At 59.1% G+C, this 18,020-nt stretch carries 17 protein-coding genes; 11 read left to right on the plus strand and 6 right to left on the minus strand.

Annotated elements, in window-relative coordinates:
• Positions 1-101: 101 nt before the first annotated feature.
• Positions 102-995 carry a LysR family transcriptional regulator gene (locus ACIPLA_RS17865; RefSeq protein WP_401174680.1) on the minus strand — a complete coding sequence of 298 codons (894 nt, stop codon included), beginning with the start codon at positions 993-995 and terminating at the stop codon, positions 102-104.
• A 101-nt stretch (positions 996-1,096) separates the two neighbouring features.
• Here ACIPLA_RS17865 and ACIPLA_RS17870 point away from each other — a divergent pair, with 101 nt between their 5' ends.
• From ACIPLA_RS17870 to ACIPLA_RS17900, 7 genes are all read left to right on the plus strand, one after another.
• Positions 1,097-2,188 carry a polyamine ABC transporter substrate-binding protein gene (locus ACIPLA_RS17870; protein ID WP_401174683.1) on the plus strand — a complete coding sequence of 364 codons (1,092 nt, stop codon included), beginning with the start codon at positions 1,097-1,099 and terminating at the stop codon, positions 2,186-2,188.
• 21 nt (positions 2,189-2,209) lie between these two features.
• Positions 2,210-3,169 (plus strand): agmatinase, encoded by a 960-nt coding sequence (speB, locus tag ACIPLA_RS17875; protein WP_218394753.1) that lies wholly within the window; start codon positions 2,210-2,212, stop codon positions 3,167-3,169.
• 205 nt (positions 3,170-3,374) lie between these two features.
• Entirely contained in the window at positions 3,375-4,091 is a 717-nt protein-coding gene (locus ACIPLA_RS17880) for a YafY family protein (protein WP_218394754.1), read from the plus strand.
• A gap of 52 nt (positions 4,092-4,143) precedes the next feature.
• Positions 4,144-4,485 (plus strand): nuclear transport factor 2 family protein, encoded by a 342-nt coding sequence (locus ACIPLA_RS17885; RefSeq protein ID WP_218394755.1) that lies wholly within the window; start codon positions 4,144-4,146, stop codon positions 4,483-4,485.
• Between the two features lie 131 nt (positions 4,486-4,616).
• Positions 4,617-5,735 carry a cell division protein ZapE gene (zapE, locus tag ACIPLA_RS17890; protein ID WP_218394756.1) on the plus strand — a complete coding sequence of 373 codons (1,119 nt, stop codon included), beginning with the start codon at positions 4,617-4,619 and terminating at the stop codon, positions 5,733-5,735.
• Between the two features lie 18 nt (positions 5,736-5,753).
• A complete protein-coding gene (locus ACIPLA_RS17895) occupies positions 5,754-6,335 on the plus strand; it encodes a DinB family protein (RefSeq protein WP_401174688.1) in 582 nt (193 codons plus the stop codon).
• Between the two features lie 116 nt (positions 6,336-6,451).
• On the plus strand, positions 6,452-6,943 hold the full coding sequence (locus ACIPLA_RS17900) for a GNAT family N-acetyltransferase (RefSeq protein WP_218394758.1): 492 nt from the start codon (positions 6,452-6,454) through the stop codon (positions 6,941-6,943).
• Between the two features lie 99 nt (positions 6,944-7,042).
• Here ACIPLA_RS17900 and ACIPLA_RS17905 read toward each other — a convergent pair whose 3' ends face one another.
• Both ACIPLA_RS17905 and ACIPLA_RS17910 read right to left on the minus strand, forming a co-directional pair.
• Complete coding sequence (locus tag ACIPLA_RS17905; protein WP_401174692.1) at positions 7,043-8,788, minus strand: phosphoethanolamine transferase CptA; 1,746 nt, start codon at positions 8,786-8,788, stop codon at positions 7,043-7,045.
• Positions 8,789-8,986: 198 nt separating this feature from the next.
• A complete protein-coding gene (locus ACIPLA_RS17910) occupies positions 8,987-9,169 on the minus strand; it encodes a DUF6026 family protein (protein WP_007897365.1) in 183 nt (60 codons plus the stop codon).
• Between the two features lie 272 nt (positions 9,170-9,441).
• Between ACIPLA_RS17910 and gnd the strand changes: the two genes are divergently transcribed.
• From gnd to ACIPLA_RS17925, 3 genes are read left to right on the plus strand one after another with little or no spacing between them, the layout of a single operon-like run.
• Positions 9,442-10,422: a phosphogluconate dehydrogenase (NAD(+)-dependent, decarboxylating) gene (gnd, locus tag ACIPLA_RS17915; protein ID WP_008069250.1), complete on the plus strand. Its 981-nt coding sequence runs from the start codon at positions 9,442-9,444 to the stop codon at positions 10,420-10,422.
• Complete coding sequence (gene zwf / locus ACIPLA_RS17920) at positions 10,419-11,942, plus strand: glucose-6-phosphate dehydrogenase (RefSeq protein WP_218394760.1); 1,524 nt, start codon at positions 10,419-10,421, stop codon at positions 11,940-11,942. The genes gnd and zwf overlap by 4 nt, the downstream gene beginning before the upstream one ends.
• Entirely contained in the window at positions 11,939-12,760 is an 822-nt protein-coding gene (locus tag ACIPLA_RS17925) for an HAD family hydrolase (RefSeq protein WP_401174697.1), read from the plus strand. The genes zwf and ACIPLA_RS17925 overlap by 4 nt, the downstream gene beginning before the upstream one ends.
• Positions 12,761-12,875: 115 nt before the next feature.
• Here ACIPLA_RS17925 and nhaB read toward each other — a convergent pair whose 3' ends face one another.
• From nhaB to ACIPLA_RS17940, 3 genes are all read right to left on the minus strand, one after another.
• On the minus strand, positions 12,876-14,378 hold the full coding sequence (gene nhaB, locus ACIPLA_RS17930) for a sodium/proton antiporter NhaB (protein ID WP_401174699.1): 1,503 nt from the start codon (positions 14,376-14,378) through the stop codon (positions 12,876-12,878).
• A 77-nt stretch (positions 14,379-14,455) separates the two neighbouring features.
• Positions 14,456-15,745 (minus strand): hypothetical protein, encoded by a 1,290-nt coding sequence (locus ACIPLA_RS17935; RefSeq protein ID WP_401174701.1) that lies wholly within the window; start codon positions 15,743-15,745, stop codon positions 14,456-14,458.
• Positions 15,746-16,025: 280 nt separating this feature from the next.
• Positions 16,026-16,289, minus strand: coding sequence for a hypothetical protein (locus ACIPLA_RS17940; protein WP_401174704.1), 264 nt, complete (start codon positions 16,287-16,289; stop codon positions 16,026-16,028).
• Between the two features lie 342 nt (positions 16,290-16,631).
• On the opposite strand from ACIPLA_RS17940, the gene ACIPLA_RS17945 reads away from it, so the two are divergent.
• Entirely contained in the window at positions 16,632-17,957 is a 1,326-nt protein-coding gene (locus ACIPLA_RS17945; RefSeq protein WP_401174706.1) for a sigma 54-interacting transcriptional regulator, read from the plus strand.
• Positions 17,958-18,020 lie beyond the last annotated feature (63 nt).

Below are 18,020 nucleotides of genomic sequence, written 5' to 3' on the forward strand. Positions count from 1 at the left end.
GGGGGGGTGCCGCGATCTAGTCGGGCCGGTTTTTACCGTGTCCCCGGTGACTCTCCCCCCCGCCCCCCCCCCCCGCTCCTACGGGGCAAGCCAATTGCTCTTCAAGCAAACGCCGCAAGCAAATCCTCTTCAAAGGCTTTTTGCGCATCCCCCGGCACCTGCGCGCGATGGCGGGCCAGATGGAACGCCACCTCAAAACTCATGTCGCCCTGGCGCACGGCGCGCAGCAACCCTTTGTCTTCCCAACTGCGGGCGAAGTGATCGGGCAGGTAGCCAACGTGCTTGCCGGAAAGAATAAAGGCGAGGGTGCCTTCGACCTGCTCGGAACGGGCCGAACACATTTTTCCCTGAAACGGCTCGTCGCTGCGCAGGAAGCGGTAAGGGTGATCGACCCGGTCGCAGGCCTGAAGCGCCTGATCGTCAGGCGCCTCATCGGTGAACAACGGATGCCCCGGGGCGCAATACAGGTGCTGGGTTTCAGTGAACAGTTCGCGGTAGTCAAAAGCGCTTTGCGCCAGCGAGAAATAGCCGATCGCCAGGTCCAGCCGTTGTTGCAGCAACAGCCGCTCCATTTCGCCGGGCATGGCGCTGATCAACTCGATACGCACCGACTCGTCCCGTTCGCGAAAGCGCCGGATCGCCTCGGCAACCCGTTGCAGCACCGATTGATCAAGTGCTTCGGACAAGCCCAGGCGCACTTCGCCGATCAAGCGTCCCGCCACGCCGTTGGATTGATGACGGAACGCTTCAATCGATTCGAACAAGGCACGAATGGCAAGGAGCAGCTGTTCGCCCTTGGGGGTGATTTTGAACCCGCCCTTGCCGCGACTGCACAGGCGATAGCCGAGTCGGGTTTCGAGCCTGGCCATCTGCTGACTGATGCTTGACTGGCTCAGCCCCAACTCACCCTGAGCCGCGCTGAAACCACCGCATTCCACCACGCTGACAAACAGGCGCAGCAGGTGCAGGTCGAGGTCATGAAGTTGACCGAGCATCAAACATTACTCCGCAATAAAGTCAGGATAATTAACTTGGTATTTTTCCAATGTAACTGACGACGCATCCTGCAGTCACTTCCTCCGGTCAGGTGTTCGTCATGGCTCCGCTCTTCAAGCTGTGTTTACCCGCACTGTTCCTCGCCATGGCCGTGCCGGCCCAGGCCGAGGAAAAAGTCCTCAATCTCTACAGTTGGGCCGATTACGTCGCGCCCGACGCCTTGCGGCGGTTCGAAAAGGAAACCGGCATCCACGTGCGCTACGACACGTTCGATACACCGGAAGTGCTGGAAACCAAGCTGCTCACCGGCGGCAGTGGCTACGACGTGGTGGTGCCGTCGTCCAGCGTTCTGGCTCGTGGGCTGGCGGCGGGTGCGCTGCAGGAAATTCCTCACGATGGCCTCAAGGGGTACGCCAACCTTGACCCGGACATGCTGGAAAAACTGGCGGCGGTCGACCCCGGCAATCGGTATGGCGTGCCTTACACCTGGGGCACGCTCGGGTTGGGGATGAATGTCGAAGCGCTGCAGCAGCGCTTGCCTAACGTACCGCTCAACAGCCTGGACCTGTTGTTCAAACCCGAATACGCCAGCAAGTTGAAAGATTGCGGCATCGCGATTCTCGACTCGCCCCAAGAGGTGATCGGCCTGGCGCTGCACTATCTGGGTAAAGATCCCTACAGCACCGACAAGGCTGATCTGACAGCCGCCGATGCACTATTGCGTCAGTTACAGCCATCGGTGCTGTACGTCGCCACCGGGCGGCAGATCAACGATTTGGCCAATGGTAGCGTCTGCCTGGCATTGACCTACAACGGTGATGCGAGCATGGCCGCCGATCAGGCGCGCAAGGCCAACAAGCCGTTCGAAGTGGCCTACCGCATTCCGCGGGAGGGCACGCTGGTGTGGCAGGACAACCTGGCGATTCCCAAGGACGCGCCGCACCCCGAAGCCGCCCGGGCCTTCATCGAGTTCATGTTGCGTCCCGAATCTGTCGCCGCGCTGACCAATACGCTGTTCTTCGCCACGGCCAATCGGGCGGCGATGCCATTGGTGGATGAGGCGGTGCGCAGTGATCACGACATCTACCCGCAGAGCGAGGTGCGTGAGCGGCTGTACGCCGACCGCAGCATGAGCCTCAAGGACATGCGTCAGCGCACCCGCTTGTGGACCACTTTCCGTAGCCGCCAATAAGCCAATAACAAGGAATAGACCATGGACGTCCCTGCACAGAACGATCAGGCCATGACCCGCGACAGTCTTTACGGGACTGCCGCCGAAAGCACCTACGCCGGCATCACCAGTTTCATGCGCCGCCGCTACAGCCGCGACTTGCGTGGCGTCGACGTGGTGGTCAGCGGCGTGCCGTTCGACACTGCCACCAGCAACCGCCCCGGCGCGCGTTTCGGACCGCGCGGCATTCGGGCGGCGTCCACCGGGATCGCCTGGGCACGCCATTGGCCGTGGACGTTTGACCCGTTCGATCACTTGGCGGTGATCGACTACGGCGATTGCGCCTTCGACTACGGCACGCCGCAGTCGGTGCCGGATAGCATCGAAGCCCACGCCGAGCACATCCTGAGCGGTGGTTGCGCGATGCTGACGTTTGGCGGCGATCACTTCATCAGTTATCCGCTGCTCAAGGCCCATGCCCGTCAGCATGGCCCGTTGTCATTGATTCACTTCGACGCCCACAGCGACACCTGGCCGGATGAGGAGGGCAAGCGCGTCGATCACGGCACGATGTTCTGGCATGCGGCCAAAGAAGGGTGGGTGGATCCGTCGCGCTCGGTGCAGATCGGATTGCGTACCACCAATGACGATCATCAGGGCTTTCAGGTACTGGATGCGCGGCAGGTGCATCGGCAAGGGTGCGAAGCGATCGTCGAGGCGATTCGTGCCCGGGTCGGTGATCATCCGGTGTACCTGACCTTCGACATCGACTGCCTCGACCCGGCCTTTGCGCCGGGCACCGGAACGCCGGTGTGCGGCGGTTTGAGCACGGTGCAGGCGCTGGAGATTCTCGGCGGTTTGCGCGGGATCAACCTGGTGGGGATGGACGTGGTGGAAGTGGCGCCGGCCTACGACAGCGCGGACATTACCTCACTGGCTGCGGCGACATTAGCCATGGAGATGCTGTGTTTGTATGCGGCCAGGCATAAGGTCGATCGGTAGTTTTTGTGGTGTCTGGTATGGCGCCTTCGCGGGCAAGCCTCGCTCCTACAGGTTTTGTGTCGTGCCCAAATCACGCGGCAATCGCTGTACCTGTAGGAGCGAGGCTTGCCCGCGAAGCTTTTCAGACCGACCAATCGCTCCTGCCAGTTTCTGACAACAGCCTCTGCTAAGCTCCGACGACTTTTCAGGAAAGAGCCTGCCGACCGTGTCGCGAACCAGCCGTTTACTGACTTTGTTACAAGTGCTGCGGGGCAAAAGTCGTCCGGTGACGGCGGCGACATTGGCCAGCGAACTGGAGATTTCCGAGCGCACGCTGTACCGCGATATCGCGGAACTGACCGCGCTCGGCGCACCGATTTTTGGCGAGGCGGGGATCGGCTACGTATTGCGCAGCGGTCTGTTTCTGCCGCCCTTGATGCTCAATGCCGATGAGACCGAAGCCATCGTGCTTGGCTTGCGTTACGTGGATCAGCGTGGCGATGAGGTGTTGGGCAAAGCCGCGGCCGATGCCCTGGCAAAAATCGCCGCGGTACTCGACCCCTCCGCCCAGGAGGCCTTGCGCAATCCGACGGTGCTGCCGGGTCCGCCGGGTTATGGCTATCCGCAAAATGCCGTGCCTTTGAACGTGTTTCGCCAAGCCATCCGCGATCAGGCCAAGCTGCACATCGACTACGCGGACGCCAATCAGGTGCCGAGTCAGCGGCTGATCTGGCCACTGGCTCTGGGTTTTCTCAACGAGGTGCGGATCATCGTCGCCTGGTGTGAGTTGCGCAGTGCCTATCGCACCTTTCGCACCGACCGGATCTCAGCCGCCAGCGAGCAGGGTGAGCGCTATCCAGGGCGGCGCAGCGACCTGTTGCGCACCTGGCGCAAGCAGATGCAACTCGACGAAGCAGGGCGTTTCACTCCTGACAAGAATTGACACAGGCTTGTTTTAGCATGGCTCCAGAATCAACTCACAAGGAGCCGTAAACATGTCCAATCCAGCCTCTTCACTGGCCCCCGCCATCGCCGCCTACATTGCCGCTGCCAATGCTCGCGACACGTCGAAGGTTGCCAGTTTTTTCGCTGAGGATGCCAACGTGTTCGATGAGGGGCAGCATCAGGTCGGCACACAAGCCATCGCCCAATGGATGCAAGACACCGCACAACGTTATCAGCCCCGGGTCGAGGTGCTCGACGTTCAACTGCGCACCGGCAAAGTGCTGGTGCACAATCTGATCTCCGGAACGTTCCCTGGCAGCCCGCTGGAACTGCGCTACATGTTCCGCCTCAATGAGCAGGGCAAGATTGCCCGACTGGACATCTCGCTGTAACCCGGCGCGAAACCTGTGGGAGCGGGCTTGCTCGCGAAAGCGGTGTTCATTCAGCATTGATGTGGCTGACCCGACGCCTTCGCGAGCAAGCCCGCTCCCACATGGATTGCGTTTTACCTATACTGCCGCGCATGAATGTCGACTCTCCCTTAAGCGCCTGGCAACACGCCATCGAACAGAAGGGCTTCGTCCAGGACGAAGCTCAGGAACATGCCGTGTGGGCGTTGCAAAAATGCCATGAAGCCTTGCATGAAGACCGCGCGTCCATTACCGGTGTGTACCTCTGGGGGCCGGTCGGGCGGGGCAAGACCTGGTTGATGGATCAGTTCTACCAAAACCTGCGCGTCCCGGCCCGACGTCAGCACTTTCATCATTTCATGGGCTGGGTGCATCAGCGCTCCTTTCAATTGACCGGCACCGCCGACCCATTGAAAGCGCTGGCCCGCGAGCTGAGCCAGGAAGTGCGGGTGCTGTGTTTCGATGAACTGTTCGTCAACGACATCGGTGACGCGATCATTCTCGGGCGTTTGTTTCAGGTGATGTTCGAGCAGGGCGTGGTGGTGGTCTGCACCTCCAATCAACCGCCGGATCAGCTGTATGCAGATGGCTTCAATCGTGACCGGTTCGTGCCGGCTATTGCTGCAATCAAACAACACATGCAGGTGATAGCGGTGGATGGCGGGGAAGATCATCGCTTGCATCCTGGCGCCGGTCTGCAGCGTTACTGGGTGAACGTACCGGGTCAGCCCGGCGCGCTGAGCGAGGTGTTCAAAGCCTTGACCGTCGGCCAGTCGCTGTCCAGCGATCCGGTCAAGATCGGCTACCGTTCGGTCAATGTTATGCAGGCCAGTCAAACCGTGCTCTGGTGCCGTTACACCGAGCTCTGCGAGCAGCCCTTTGCCGCCATGGACTTCATGGCCCTGTGCGACACTTTCAGCGCTATTCTGTTGAGCGACGTGCCGAACCTCAGCGCGCAAAAACGCGAAGGGCGCATTGCCCGCGGCACTGAAGACGGCGTCGAAAGGGTGGCGGCGGGGGATCGCGAGTTGCCGCAGTTGTCGATGCATGACGATGGCGTGCGGCGGTTCATCGCCCTGGTGGACGAATGCTACGACCGCAAGGTGCCGCTGTACCTCGAGGCGCAGGTGCCGATGGAGGCGTTGTACACCGAGGGCTATCTGGAGTTTCCGTTTCGTCGCACCCTTAGTCGTCTGCAGGAAATGCAGCTCAAACGTTTCGCCGAGGTTTGATATCCGGGAGGAGCGAACATGAATCAGCCCTTGTCCCACCATTTGCTGACCATGGCCTATCAGAACGCTTGGGCCAATCACCGACTGGCCAAGGCCTGGCTTCAGCTAAGCCCGGCCGAACTGGCAGCGCCGCGAGTCAGTTTCTTTCCCAGCCTCAGCGCGACCCTCAATCACATTCTGACCTGTGACTGGTTCTATATGGATGCACTGGAGCGGGAGTTGCGCGGTGACGAACCGCATCCCGATTGCTACGTGTTTTTCAACGAAGACGAGCCGTTCGCCCACGGCGCCGATCTCAAGCGCGAGCAAGCCCTGGTGGACCGTCGACTGATCGCCTACTGCGAGCACCTGCGCGATGCAGACCTCGGGCGGCTCGTGACCATCGCGCGCGACACCCCGCAACATGACAGCCGTTTGCGCATGCTGTCCCATTTGTTCGAGCATCAGATTCATCATCGCGGGCAGGTTCACGCGATGCTCAGTGGCACCTCGGTCACGCCGCCGCAACTGGACGAGTTTTTCTGTGCCGGTGAGGCAAAACTGAGGGCTGAGGATTTTGCCGAGCTGGGATGGACCGAGGCATTGATCTGGGGCGTTTGAGAGGGAACGATCACAACAGGATCCGGTTGTTGGCACCCCGGCACTCGCGATAAGGTCGTCAGACCTTTCAGCGCGCAAGAAGCGAGCTGGGGCAACTTGTGTGATTGAGGGTGGAAATGGAATCCGCAGAAATTCTTGTGCTTCAGGCCAGCTACACCAACCCGGTGCATGCCGAGGCGATTTGTCTTGTATTGAACCACTACGCCGAAGACCCAATGGGCGGCGGTCACCCGTTACCCGCCGATAGATTGCGACAACTGCCGGGGGAACTGGCCAAACGTCCCCATGCCTTCAGCGTACTGGCGTTTGTCGGCGGCGAGCCGGCAGGGTTGGTCAACTGTTTTGAAGGTTTTTCGACCTTCGCCTGCCGGCCATTGGTGAACGTGCACGATGTGGCGGTGGTGTCGAAGTTTCGCGGGTTGGGGTTGAGCCAGAAGATGCTGCACAAAGTCGAAGACATCGCGCGCCAGCGCGGCTGCTGCAAAATCACTCTGGAAGTACTGGAAGGTAACGCGGTGGCTCAGGGGGCTTATGGCAAATTCGGTTTTGCGCCAGGCATGTTCGACCCGGCGCATGGCCGGATGCTGTTCTGGATCAAAGCGCTTTAATGCGCAGTCCTGATGAACCGCTTTTTGTAGGAGCCAGGCTTGCCGGCGAAGGCGTCCTTAAGTGCGCCTTCGCCGGCAAGCCTGGCTCCTACAAAAAAACTACTGCTGAACGACTTCCGGCGTGATAGGTGCGCCCTTGGGTTTCATCAGGCTGAAGTCGATCAGCGGCCTCTGCTTACGCGCATAAGGGTCGCCGATCATCAATGGCCGAGGCTTGAAACTGTCGCTGACCAGGCTTTTGCTGCGGTCCAGTTCATCGAAACTCAGGCCGGCCAGATCCGCCCAGGTGTGAATCAGTTGCGAGCTGCTGTACGGCCGGCTCAGATCGCCGGCAAAACTCCAGTCATGGGTTTCGCGCCATTTCGGCGAAGCCCACGCCATGAACGGAATGGTGTACATCGGCGCCGTCGGCTTGCTCTCGTTGCGGCCCAGGGTTTTATGGCCAACGGAGTCGAAGACGTCTTCGCCATGGTCAGAGAGGTACAGCAGGAAGCCGTTCGGATCAGACTTGGCGTAGTCCTTGATCAGGCTCGACACCACGAAGTCGTTGTACAGCACTGCGTTGTCATAGCTGTTGTACGTCGGCACCTGATCGTCACGCACACCGTCCGGAACGCCTTTGCGGTCAGTGAACTTGTTGAATGTCGGCGGGTAACGGTACTGGTAGCTCATGTGCGTGCCGAGCAAATGCACAACGATCAGCTTGCGTGGTGCCGCGTCAGCCAAAGCCTTGTTGAACGGTTCGATCACATCGCCATCGTACTGGGCGGCGTTCTGGTTGCGGTTGTTGTTCAGGTACACCTGCTCGTCGGCCTGTTCGGAGAAGGTCGTGAGCATGGTGTTGCGCTTGGTCATGGTCTGCTGGTTGGTGATCCAGAAAGTCTTGTAACCCGCCTGTTTCATCATGCTGACCACCGACGGTGTGGACAGGTAGAGGTCGGGGTTTTCTTCGTCGGCGAACGTCAATACCTGCTGCAACGCTTCGATGGTGTAGGGCCGCGGGGTAATGACGTTATCGAAAACCGCCAGTTGATCCTTGAGCTTGTCCAGCTCCGGCGTGGTTTGTCGAGGGTAGCCGTACAGGCTCATGCGCTGACGGTTGGTGGACTCGCCGATCACCAGCACCAGGGTCGCCGGCTGATTGGCCATCGAATCGGTGAGGTTCTTGAGCGGTGGAATTTTGCTGGCGCTGTGAAGCATGTCTTGCATACCGGCCAGGGTATCGAGGTAACGGTGATAGGCCACGGCCATCTGCCAAGGCACGGCGGGCTCGATGCGGGTTTCGAACTTCTCGAAGCCGCCCGCCAGGCTGCCGCTGCGTGCGGTGTGCTTGATTAGCGGGTAACCGACCACGGCTAGCAGAATTGCCGTCGCCGCGACCAATGCCTGGCCGCGTGGCAGGTATACCGGGCGCAAACGGGTCCACAGGAAATACGCGAACGCGGTGTGGGTGAGGAACGCCAGTACCATCCACCAGGCAAAATACTGGGTCATGTACTCGCCGGCTTCAGACACGTTCGATTCGAACATGATGAAGATGACGCTCTGGGAAAATTCCTGCTGATAGATGAAGAAATAACCGAGGCTGGCCATCGAACAGGCCCACAGCACCACGCCGATCAGTGCGGACATCACCCGTGTTTTTCTGGGGAACAGCAGCATCGGCGCGAGCCAGATGGCGCTCATCACAAAGGCCTGACGGAACCCGGAAAAACCGGAAGTACCTGTCAGTTGAATCAGTAGTTGGGTGATGCCGGAAAAATACCAGAAGAACAGAAATAACCAGAGAAATCCTGCCCAATCAAAACCTTTCGCAGACGTTTTGCTGCGTTTAAACAAAGCCATTCAGCGCTCCAGCCCGATAATTACTTCGGCCGTCGGCACTCTCCCTGTCGCAGACGAACGAACGCCGCGCGGATACCGAGCGGCCACAATGAGCCGGAGTATCGACAAGAAGGTGTGAAAACTTTGTGAGTTGCCAGAGCTGGCAGAATTGCATCGAGTCGGAAACAGCGGTGGCTGCTTCCGAGTCAAACGAGGGGATCAGGCGTGGGGGGCGCGTTGGGTGACGGGCAAGGGCTGAGTCTGATTGCCTTGGGTCAGCAGGCGTAATTGCGCGACTTCCCGCTTCAACTGGTCGCGTTCGTCTTTGAGTTGGCGCAGTTCATCGCGACGGATCGTGACGTAAAGGGTTTGTGCTGGCAGTGCTGTGTGTACGGTGCCCATTGCTCACCTCGCAAATGGCTGTCTCAACTGTAAGTTCGCTCCCGATTGCGGGTGCTCACTTACTATCGGCGCCGATTTTGATTTCTTTTGCCCCTGAAGGGAACTTTTTTATTTTTCATGGTCGTTGTGTCTTCGGGACGATTCCCGGCGTTATCAGTCTGGATCGGGCACAATGCCCGGAAACTATGTGCCAGCGCTCTGGACTAACCCTCATTAGTCGCGTTGGGCTATAACCTTTGACACACTTTATTTGTAGTAGGGAGCATCAGTACATGCAACTCGGGATTATTGGACTGGGCCGCATGGGCGGTAATATTGCGCGGCGCCTGATGCTCAACGGGCATACCACCGTTGTTTACGACCGCAATAGCGCCTTTGTCGATACCCTGGCTGAAGAAGGCGCCACCGGTGTTGCCGACTTGCCAGCCCTGGTCGCTGGCCTGGCCAAACCACGCGCGGTGTGGGTCATGCTGCCCGCCGGCGCACCGACCGAAGACACCATCGACACCCTGAGTACCTTGCTTGAAGCGGGCGATACCATCATCGATGGCGGCAACACCTTCTATAAGGATGACATCCGCCGGGCCAAAACCTTGTCGGAAAAAGGCCTGCACTACATTGACGTCGGCACCTCCGGCGGCGTCTGGGGCCTGGAGCGTGGTTACTGCATGATGATCGGCGGCGATGCCGACACCGTTAGGCGTCTTGACCCGCTGTTCGAAACGCTGGCCCCGGGCATGGGCGATATCCCGCGCACCAAGGATCGCCAGTCCGATGACGATCGCGCCGAGCGCGGTTACATCCACGCAGGCCCGGCCGGTTCTGGCCATTTCGTGAAAATGATTCACAACGGCATCGAATACGGAATGATGCAGGCCTTCGCCGAAGGCTTTGACATCCTCAAGACCAAAGCCAGCACCAACCTGCCGGAAGACCAGCGTTTCGACCTGAACGTTGCCGACATCGCCGAAGTCTGGCGTCGTGGCAGCGTGGTATCGTCCTGGCTGCTTGACCTGACCGCCGACGCACTGGCCAGCGATCCGAAGCTCGACGGCTATTCAGGTTCGGTGGCTGACAGCGGTGAAGGTCGCTGGACCATCGAAGCGGCCATGGAGCAATCGGTACCGGTACCGGTGCTGTCGAACTCGCTGTTCTCGCGCTACCGTTCGCGCGGGCAAGGCACCTTTGGCGACAAGATTCTCTCGGCCCAGCGCTTCGGCTTCGGCGGCCATGTGGAGACCCCGAAAAAATGACCCATGTGATCCGCAGGAAATCCAAGGCAGAACCCGCACCGCCTACCACGCTGTTTCTGTTCGGTGCCCATGGTGATCTGGTCAAGCGCCTGCTGATGCCGGCGCTGTACAACCTGAGTCGCGACGGTTTGCTGGGGAATGGACTGCGGATCATCGGCGTTGATCACAACGCTATCAGTGACGAAGCCTTCGCCAAAAAGCTCGAAGATTTCATTCGGGTGGAAGTGGCGGCCAAGGTTGGCAAGGGCGATCAAGCCCTTGATCCGGCGTTGTGGGCCAAACTGGCCAAGCACATCAGCTATGTCCAGGGCGACTTCCTTGACGAACGCACCTACGAAGCGCTGGCGGCGAAAATCGCCGACAGCGGCACGGGCAATGCGATTTTCTATCTGGCCACCGCGCCACGCTTTTTCAGCGAAGTGGTGCGGCGTCTCGGTGCTGCCGGATTGCTGCAAGAAACCCCCGATGCCTTCAGAAGGGTGGTGATCGAAAAGCCTTTCGGCTCCGATCTGCATACCGCAGAAGCCTTGAACGCGTGCTTGCTCAAAGTGATGACGGAAAAGCAGATCTACCGGATCGATCACTATCTGGGCAAGGAAACCGTGCAGAACATTCTGGTCAGCCGGTTCTCCAACAGCCTGTTCGAAGCCTTCTGGAACAACCATTACATCGACCACGTGCAAATCACCGCCGCCGAAACCGTCGGCGTGGAAACCCGTGGCAGTTTTTATGAGGTCACCGGCGCCCTGCGGGACATGGTGCCCAATCACCTGTTCCAATTATTGGCGATGGTGGCCATGGAACCACCGGCCGCTTTTGGCGCCGATGCGGTACGCGGCGAAAAAGCCAAAGTTGTCGGCGCGATCCGCCCCTGGTCGACCGAGGAAGCGCGAGCCAACTCGGTGCGCGGCCAATACACCGCCGGCCAGATCAATGGCGAGCCGCTGCCCGGTTATCGCCAGGAAGCCAACGTGGCGCCCGACAGCACGACCGAAACCTATGTCGCGCTCAAAGTCATGATCGACAACTGGCGCTGGGTCGGCGTGCCGTTCTACCTGCGCACCGGCAAGCGTATGAGCGCGCGCGACACCGAGATTGTCATTTGCTTCAAGCCGGCGCCGTATGCGCAGTTCCGCGACACCGAGGTCGATGAGTTGCAGCCGACCTACCTGCGGATCCAGATTCAACCCAACGAAGGCATGTGGTTCGACCTGCTGGCCAAGCGGCCGGGGCCGGCGTTGAACATGGCCAATATCGAGCTGGGTTTTGCCTACAAGGATTTCTTTGAGATGCAGCCATCGACCGGCTATGAAACCCTGATCTACGACTGCCTGACCGGCGATCAGACGCTGTTCCAGCGCGCCGACAACATCGAGAACGGCTGGCGCGCCGTGCAGCCATTCCTCGATGCCTGGCAGCAGGACGCAACGGTGGAGAACTACGCGGCCGGCGAAGACGGACCTCAGATTGCTGATGAGCTGCTCACCCGCGATGGTCGCGTCTGGCACAGCGTCGGATGAGTGAGATAACGCAACAGCCCATCCGTTTTCTGCTCAGCGACATGGACGGCACGTTACTGCTCCCTGATCACAGCCTCAGTCAGCGCACGATCGAAGCGGTCCGCGCCTTGCGCGAGGCTGGCGTACTGTTCAGCCTGGCCACCGGACGTCCGCCTAAAGCCATGCTGCAACAGATCGAAGCCCTGGGTGTCGATCTGCCGACGGCGGCCTTCAATGGCGGCACCCTCGTAAACCCGGACGGCAGTGTGCTGGTTGCACATTATTTGCCGGCAACGGCGGCGCTGACGGCGCTGACATTGTTTGCCGATCAGCCGGACATTGAAGTCTGGGTGTTCAGTGGCGGCGACTGGCTGTTGAAAGATCCGTACGGCCCGATGGTCCCGCGAGAGCAGCACGGCTTGGGTTATCCGCCGGTGGTGGTCGAGAATTTCGAGCCTTACCTTGCACGTATCGACAAAATCGTCGCGGCCAGCAACAACGCCGAACTGTTGATCGAACTGGAAGCGCAGTTGCTGCCCAAGGTCGAAGGGCAGGCGCAGGTTTCGCGTTCACAACCGATCTATCTGGACGTGACGGCGATGCTGGCTAACAAGGGCGAGGCATTGGCGACACTGGCCGAGTTTCTCGGGGTGCCGCTGGAACAGACCGCCGCCATGGGTGACGGTGGCAATGACCCGGCGATGTTTCACCGGGCCGGGTTGTCGATCGCCATGGGGCAGGCGGAAGAGGCGGTGAAGCGTCAGGCCGACGTGGTGACCGGAGCCAATACCGAAGACGGCGCGGCCCAGGCGATTGAGAAGTACATCCTTCCTCGATAACGACACAAAACCAATGTGGGAGCGGGCTTGCTCGCGAAGAGGCCGTCACATTCAGCATCGTTGTTGAATGACATATCGCCTTCGCGAGCAAGCCCGCTCCCACATTTGGCCAGTGTTACAGCCAGTAGCTCACCGCATACCAGCCCAACACGCCCATCACCACGGTATAAGGCAGCGCCATCCATACCATCCGCCCGTACGACAGGCGAATCAGCGGGGCAATCGCCGAGGTCAGCAGGAACAGGAACGCCGCCTGACCATTGGGCGTCGCCACGCTCGGCAGGTTGGTGCCGGTATTGATCGCAATCGCCAGGGTTTCAAACTGTTCGCGGCTCATGTGGCCAGCGAGGAACGCCTGTTTCACTTCGGTGATGTAAATGGTCGCCACGAACACATTGTCGCTAATGGCCGACAGCAAGCCATTGGCAATAAACAACATGCCCGGCTGTTGACTTGTCGGTAGCGACAGCACCCACTGGATCAGCGGTGTGAACAGTTGCTGATCTTGAATCACTGCCACCACTGCGAAAAACACCACCAGCAGCGCCGTGAACGGCATGGCATCCTTGAAGGCGTTGCCAAGGCGATGCTCATCGGTAATGCCCGTGAATGCGGTGATCAGCACGATCACCATCAAACCGATCAAGCCGACTTCGGCGACGTGAAACGCGAGGCCGGCAATCAGAATCAGCGCTGCCGCGCCCTGAACCATCAACGCAGCGCGCTGACGTGCAGTGCGTGCGGCGTTGTCTTCGGCGGCGTAGTTGGCCAGCACCGTACGCACGTTGTCCGGCAGCAGCGTGCCATAGCCGAACCAGCGCAGTTTCTCCAGCAGTACGCAAGTCACCAGACCCGCTGCCAATACCGGCAACGACACCGGTGCGACCTTCAAAAAGAATTCGGCGAAGTGCCAACCCATTTCATGGCCGATCAACAGGTTCTGCGGCTCGCCAACCAGCGTGCATACACCGCCCAACGCGGTGCCGACCGCACCGTGCATCAGCAGGCTGCGCAGGAAGGCGCGGAACTGTTCGAGGTCGGCGTGATGGGGCGTGGGCAAGTGCCGGTCATCGCCGATTTCGCTGTCCTGACGCGGATCGCCGCCCGAGGCGACACGGTGATACACCGAATAGAAACCCACCGCCGCACTGATAATCACCGCAGTCACGGTCAACGCATCGAGAAACGCCGAGAGAAACGCGGACAGGAAACAGAACATCAACGCCAGCAGGGCCTTGGAGCGAACCCCCAACAACAAGCGCGAGAAGAGAAATAGCAGCAGGTCTTTCATGAAATAGATGCCTGCCACCATAAACATCAGCAGCAAGATCACCGGGAAGTTGTGCACCAGCTCATCATAGAGCGCCTGGGGCGTGGTCATTTTCAGCAGCAATGCTTCGACCAGTAGCAACCCGCCAGGCATCAACGGATAACACTTGAGCGCCATGGCCAGGGTGAAAATAAACTCCAGCACCAATAACCAGCCGGCCGCCACCGGACCGACCGTCCACAACACCAGAGCGTTGAGAATCAGGAAGCCGACAATGCTCGCCTTGTACCAACGAGGTGAGTGCCCGAGAAAATTATGCGCGAAGGCTTGGGCCATTGAACCGGACATCGGCTACTCCTTGTATTAAGAAGCGCGCAAGTTGCCGTAAGAACAACAGAAGATCAAGTGCGGAAAATGACGTTGGCCTAACACCGATAACGCGCGACGACCGCGCGGCAGTTGCCGTCCAGTGAATAGCCGCCTATGACAATGCAACCGTTGGCCTGAATGGCCAATGAAGTAGCAGTATGCGAACCGCGACTCAGGTGTGTGCGACACCAGCCGATGCCCTTGGCAAAACTGCGATCCAGCTGCCCACTGGGTAAATATCGGGCAAAAACGAGATCAGCTTCGACCCCGCCGACCGTCGCTCCGACGGTCAGCACTCGCCCGTCCGGCTGAACCCCGGCGGCGGTCCAGTGGCAGTCGCTGCGGCCGACTCCCAATAGCTTTGGCTGGCCACCGTGGCAATGAAAATCCGGCCGGCCATTACTGTGAACTTTCAGAGACAGGCAGAGCATCGGGTCGCGACTGCTGCCAAAGCAATGCAAGTCACCGTTTTCATGCTGGACGATCTGGCAGACCCGAGCGCTATGCTCGCGTGCCTTGAAGGTCATGAAACCATCCACGGCGAAGCGGTCGTCCAGCCGGCCATCCGGGTGATAACGCGCCAGCAGACCTTCCTCGGGAACATTGATTGTTCCGCTCACCAGGATCCGACCATCGCGCTGCACCATCAAGCTGCAGAGCCAGGTGTTCATTAACAGGTGCCGGACCATGACGAAACCACGGCCGTTGAAACTATCGTCCAGCGAACCGTCGGCGTTGAGTCGTATCAGCATGCCGGCGTGATCGGCCAGGTCGAAGTGATGATTGGCCAGCAGCAGGATTCGACCGTCGTCCTGCACGCAGACATCACAGGCTTCAGCGCCCGGCACGCCGCGCGGTAACCAGGCATCGCGAGCGCCTCGGGAAAGATCACCCGGCAGGCGCACTACGCAGCATCCATTGTCGCCAAAGCCCTGGACCGGGCAGCCTTGCTGATCGAACATCGCCAGGGCAGGCAGCGTACGGTGAGCATTTTCGTAATGCAGGCCGGCCACCAGAATGTGCCCGTCGGCCAATACCCGCACCTTGCCGGCCATGGCTTCGAAGCCGTGGGCGAACTGCCCGCTGATGCTGCCTTGTTTGCCAAATGCCAGATCCGCCGAACCATCTGCAAGCAGGCGGGCCAGGCCGAAGCGATAGCCGCCCGGCGTACCGACTTTTGCCGCCACCAGCAACCGGCCGACAGGGTCAATCGCAATGTCATTGGCCATGCTGGAGAGGCTGCCGGAAAAATACACATGAGTCTTGCCGGTGCCAGCAAAACTCGCATCGAGCCGTTCAGCGCCATTCACGGTTGCAGGTAAGGCAAAAGCAGTCTGGGGTGACATGCATGCATCTCCTTGCCAGTCGTCCTGATCCGGGTGCCCGGAAGGTGACCGCCTGAGCAAAACATTCAATCCCTGAATGACTCGGCGCACAACTGTTTTCATGGGGCGCAGAAGGTGCGTTTTGTGCCAGAACAGTGTCTTTTCGAACCACTGAAAAGCCTGCCAAGTAAACCGGCGGTTAGAAGTTGAAACAGGGGAGGGTTTGCGCAGCTGACTGTGGAGAATCGTCAACTAAAAAGAAGGGGGGCGCGGATTGCCGGGCGGCAATCCGCAAATACACTTAGTGCGGCATGGACCATGATTGCAATTTGTAACCTTCCTGGCTCAACTCGGCACGGGCTTCTTCCAGCACGTGTTCGAGTTGCTCTGGATCGGAATAGGCGCTGCTTGGAATTTGTTTGCGGCTGATGCGCGTGCTAGTGCGATCAATGATGGCCAGGCTTAGTTCGCTACCATCTTGTAGAGCCCAGGCCACGCATTTAAAGGGTTGGAATGCGCGGTCGGCAATCAAAAGTGCTTCGTTGATACGGAGCGGGGCGTTCATGGGATCTTCTCTCTGTATGCCCAAACAAGTGATGTGCCGTCGGTTGGGCTTACCGTTCGGCTGGTTACTTGTACTGATGTCCGCAACCGGGGGTTGGGTCACACACAATCGAAAGAAATTTTAACTTTCTTTGATTGATTGGATATTCAGGCCGCTTCTGAAAGCTGAATGAAAGGTTTAACCCGTTAGGCAACTAACCAACTGACTTCTTATAACTAATAAGTAAACAACCCTATAAGCAATCGATACAAGCTCGCGTCAAAATCTTGCTAGTGTTACATCGAAGCCCGCCAAATGACTGTTTTTACTAATATTTCCTAAATTTGGCGTCAAGGAACAGTCATGATCGAAGCGCCTGCCTTACGACGTCTTTTAGTAGTGGATCCTTGCGACGACTGCCACCGCTTGTTGCCGGGTTTACGCGCCGTTGGATGGGATGTTGACAGCTGTACCCTGGAAAACGCCACCGAACGAACCTGCGATGTCGGCCTGTTGCGTTTGCAGCCCTTTCATCTGGAGCGCCCGGAAGCCGTCAAGGAATTGATCGCCCGTAGTGGTACCGAGTGGATTGCAGTGCTGAATCAAGAAGTCCTGCGATTACAAAATGTCGGAGACTTCGTCTGCGAATGGTTTTTTGACTTCCATACCCTGCCGTTCGATGTCTCACGGGTTCAGGTCACCCTGGGCCGAGCATTCGGTATGGCACGCTTGCGCGGCCAGGGCACGGTTCATATCGATCAGCCTGAACATGAACTGCTTGGCGACAGTAAACCGATTCGCGAACTGCGCAAACTGCTGAGCAAACTGGCACCCACCGAATCCCCGGTGCTGATTCGCGGTGAAAGTGGGACCGGCAAGGAGTTGGTCGCTCGCACGCTGCATCGACAATCCCAGCGTCACAGCAAACCGTTCGTGGCGATCAACTGCGGGGCGATTCCCGAACACTTGATCCAGTCCGAACTGTTTGGCCACGAGAAGGGCGCCTTTACCGGCGCGCATCAGCGCAAGGTCGGGCGGATCGAGGCGGCTAACGGCGGAACGCTGTTTCTCGATGAAATCGGTGATTTGCCCTTGGAACTGCAAGCCAATCTGCTGCGCTTCCTGCAGGAAAAACACATTGAGCGTGTCGGGGGCCATCAGCCTATTCCGGTGGATGTGCGGGTATTGGCGGCAACGCACGTCGACCTGGAAGCGGCCATCGAGAAGAAACGCTTTCGCGAAGATCTTTACTACCGCTTGAACGTCCTGCAAGTCATCACCGTGCCGCTACGCGAGCGCCATGGTGATCTCTCGATGTTGGCCAATCACTTTTCCCATTTCTACAGCCATGAAACCGGTCGTCGTCCGCGCAGCTTCAGCGAAGACGCGCTGATCGCCATGGGCAAGCACGACTGGCCGGGTAATGTCCGCGAGTTAGCCAACCGGGTACGGCGCGGATTGGTTCTGGCTGAAGGACGGCAGATCGAGGCGCGAGACCTGGGGTTGCTCAGTCAACATGCCACCGCTTCGCCGATGGGCACGCTGGAAGACTACAAGTGCCGGGCAGAGCGCCAGGCCTTGTGCGATGTACTTAACCGCCACAGCGATAATTTGAGCAACGCCGCCAAGGTGCTGGGGGTATCCAGGCCTACCTTCTACCGTTTGTTGCACAAGCATCAGATACGTTGAGCGATTGCAGACCCGGAGCGAGGCTTGCCGGCGAAGAACGATAGCGCGGTGATTCAGTTAAAC

Origin of the sequence: Pseudomonas sp. NPDC086112, assembly GCF_044746425.1 — a bacterium.
Taxonomy (GTDB): domain Bacteria; phylum Pseudomonadota; class Gammaproteobacteria; order Pseudomonadales; family Pseudomonadaceae; genus Aquipseudomonas.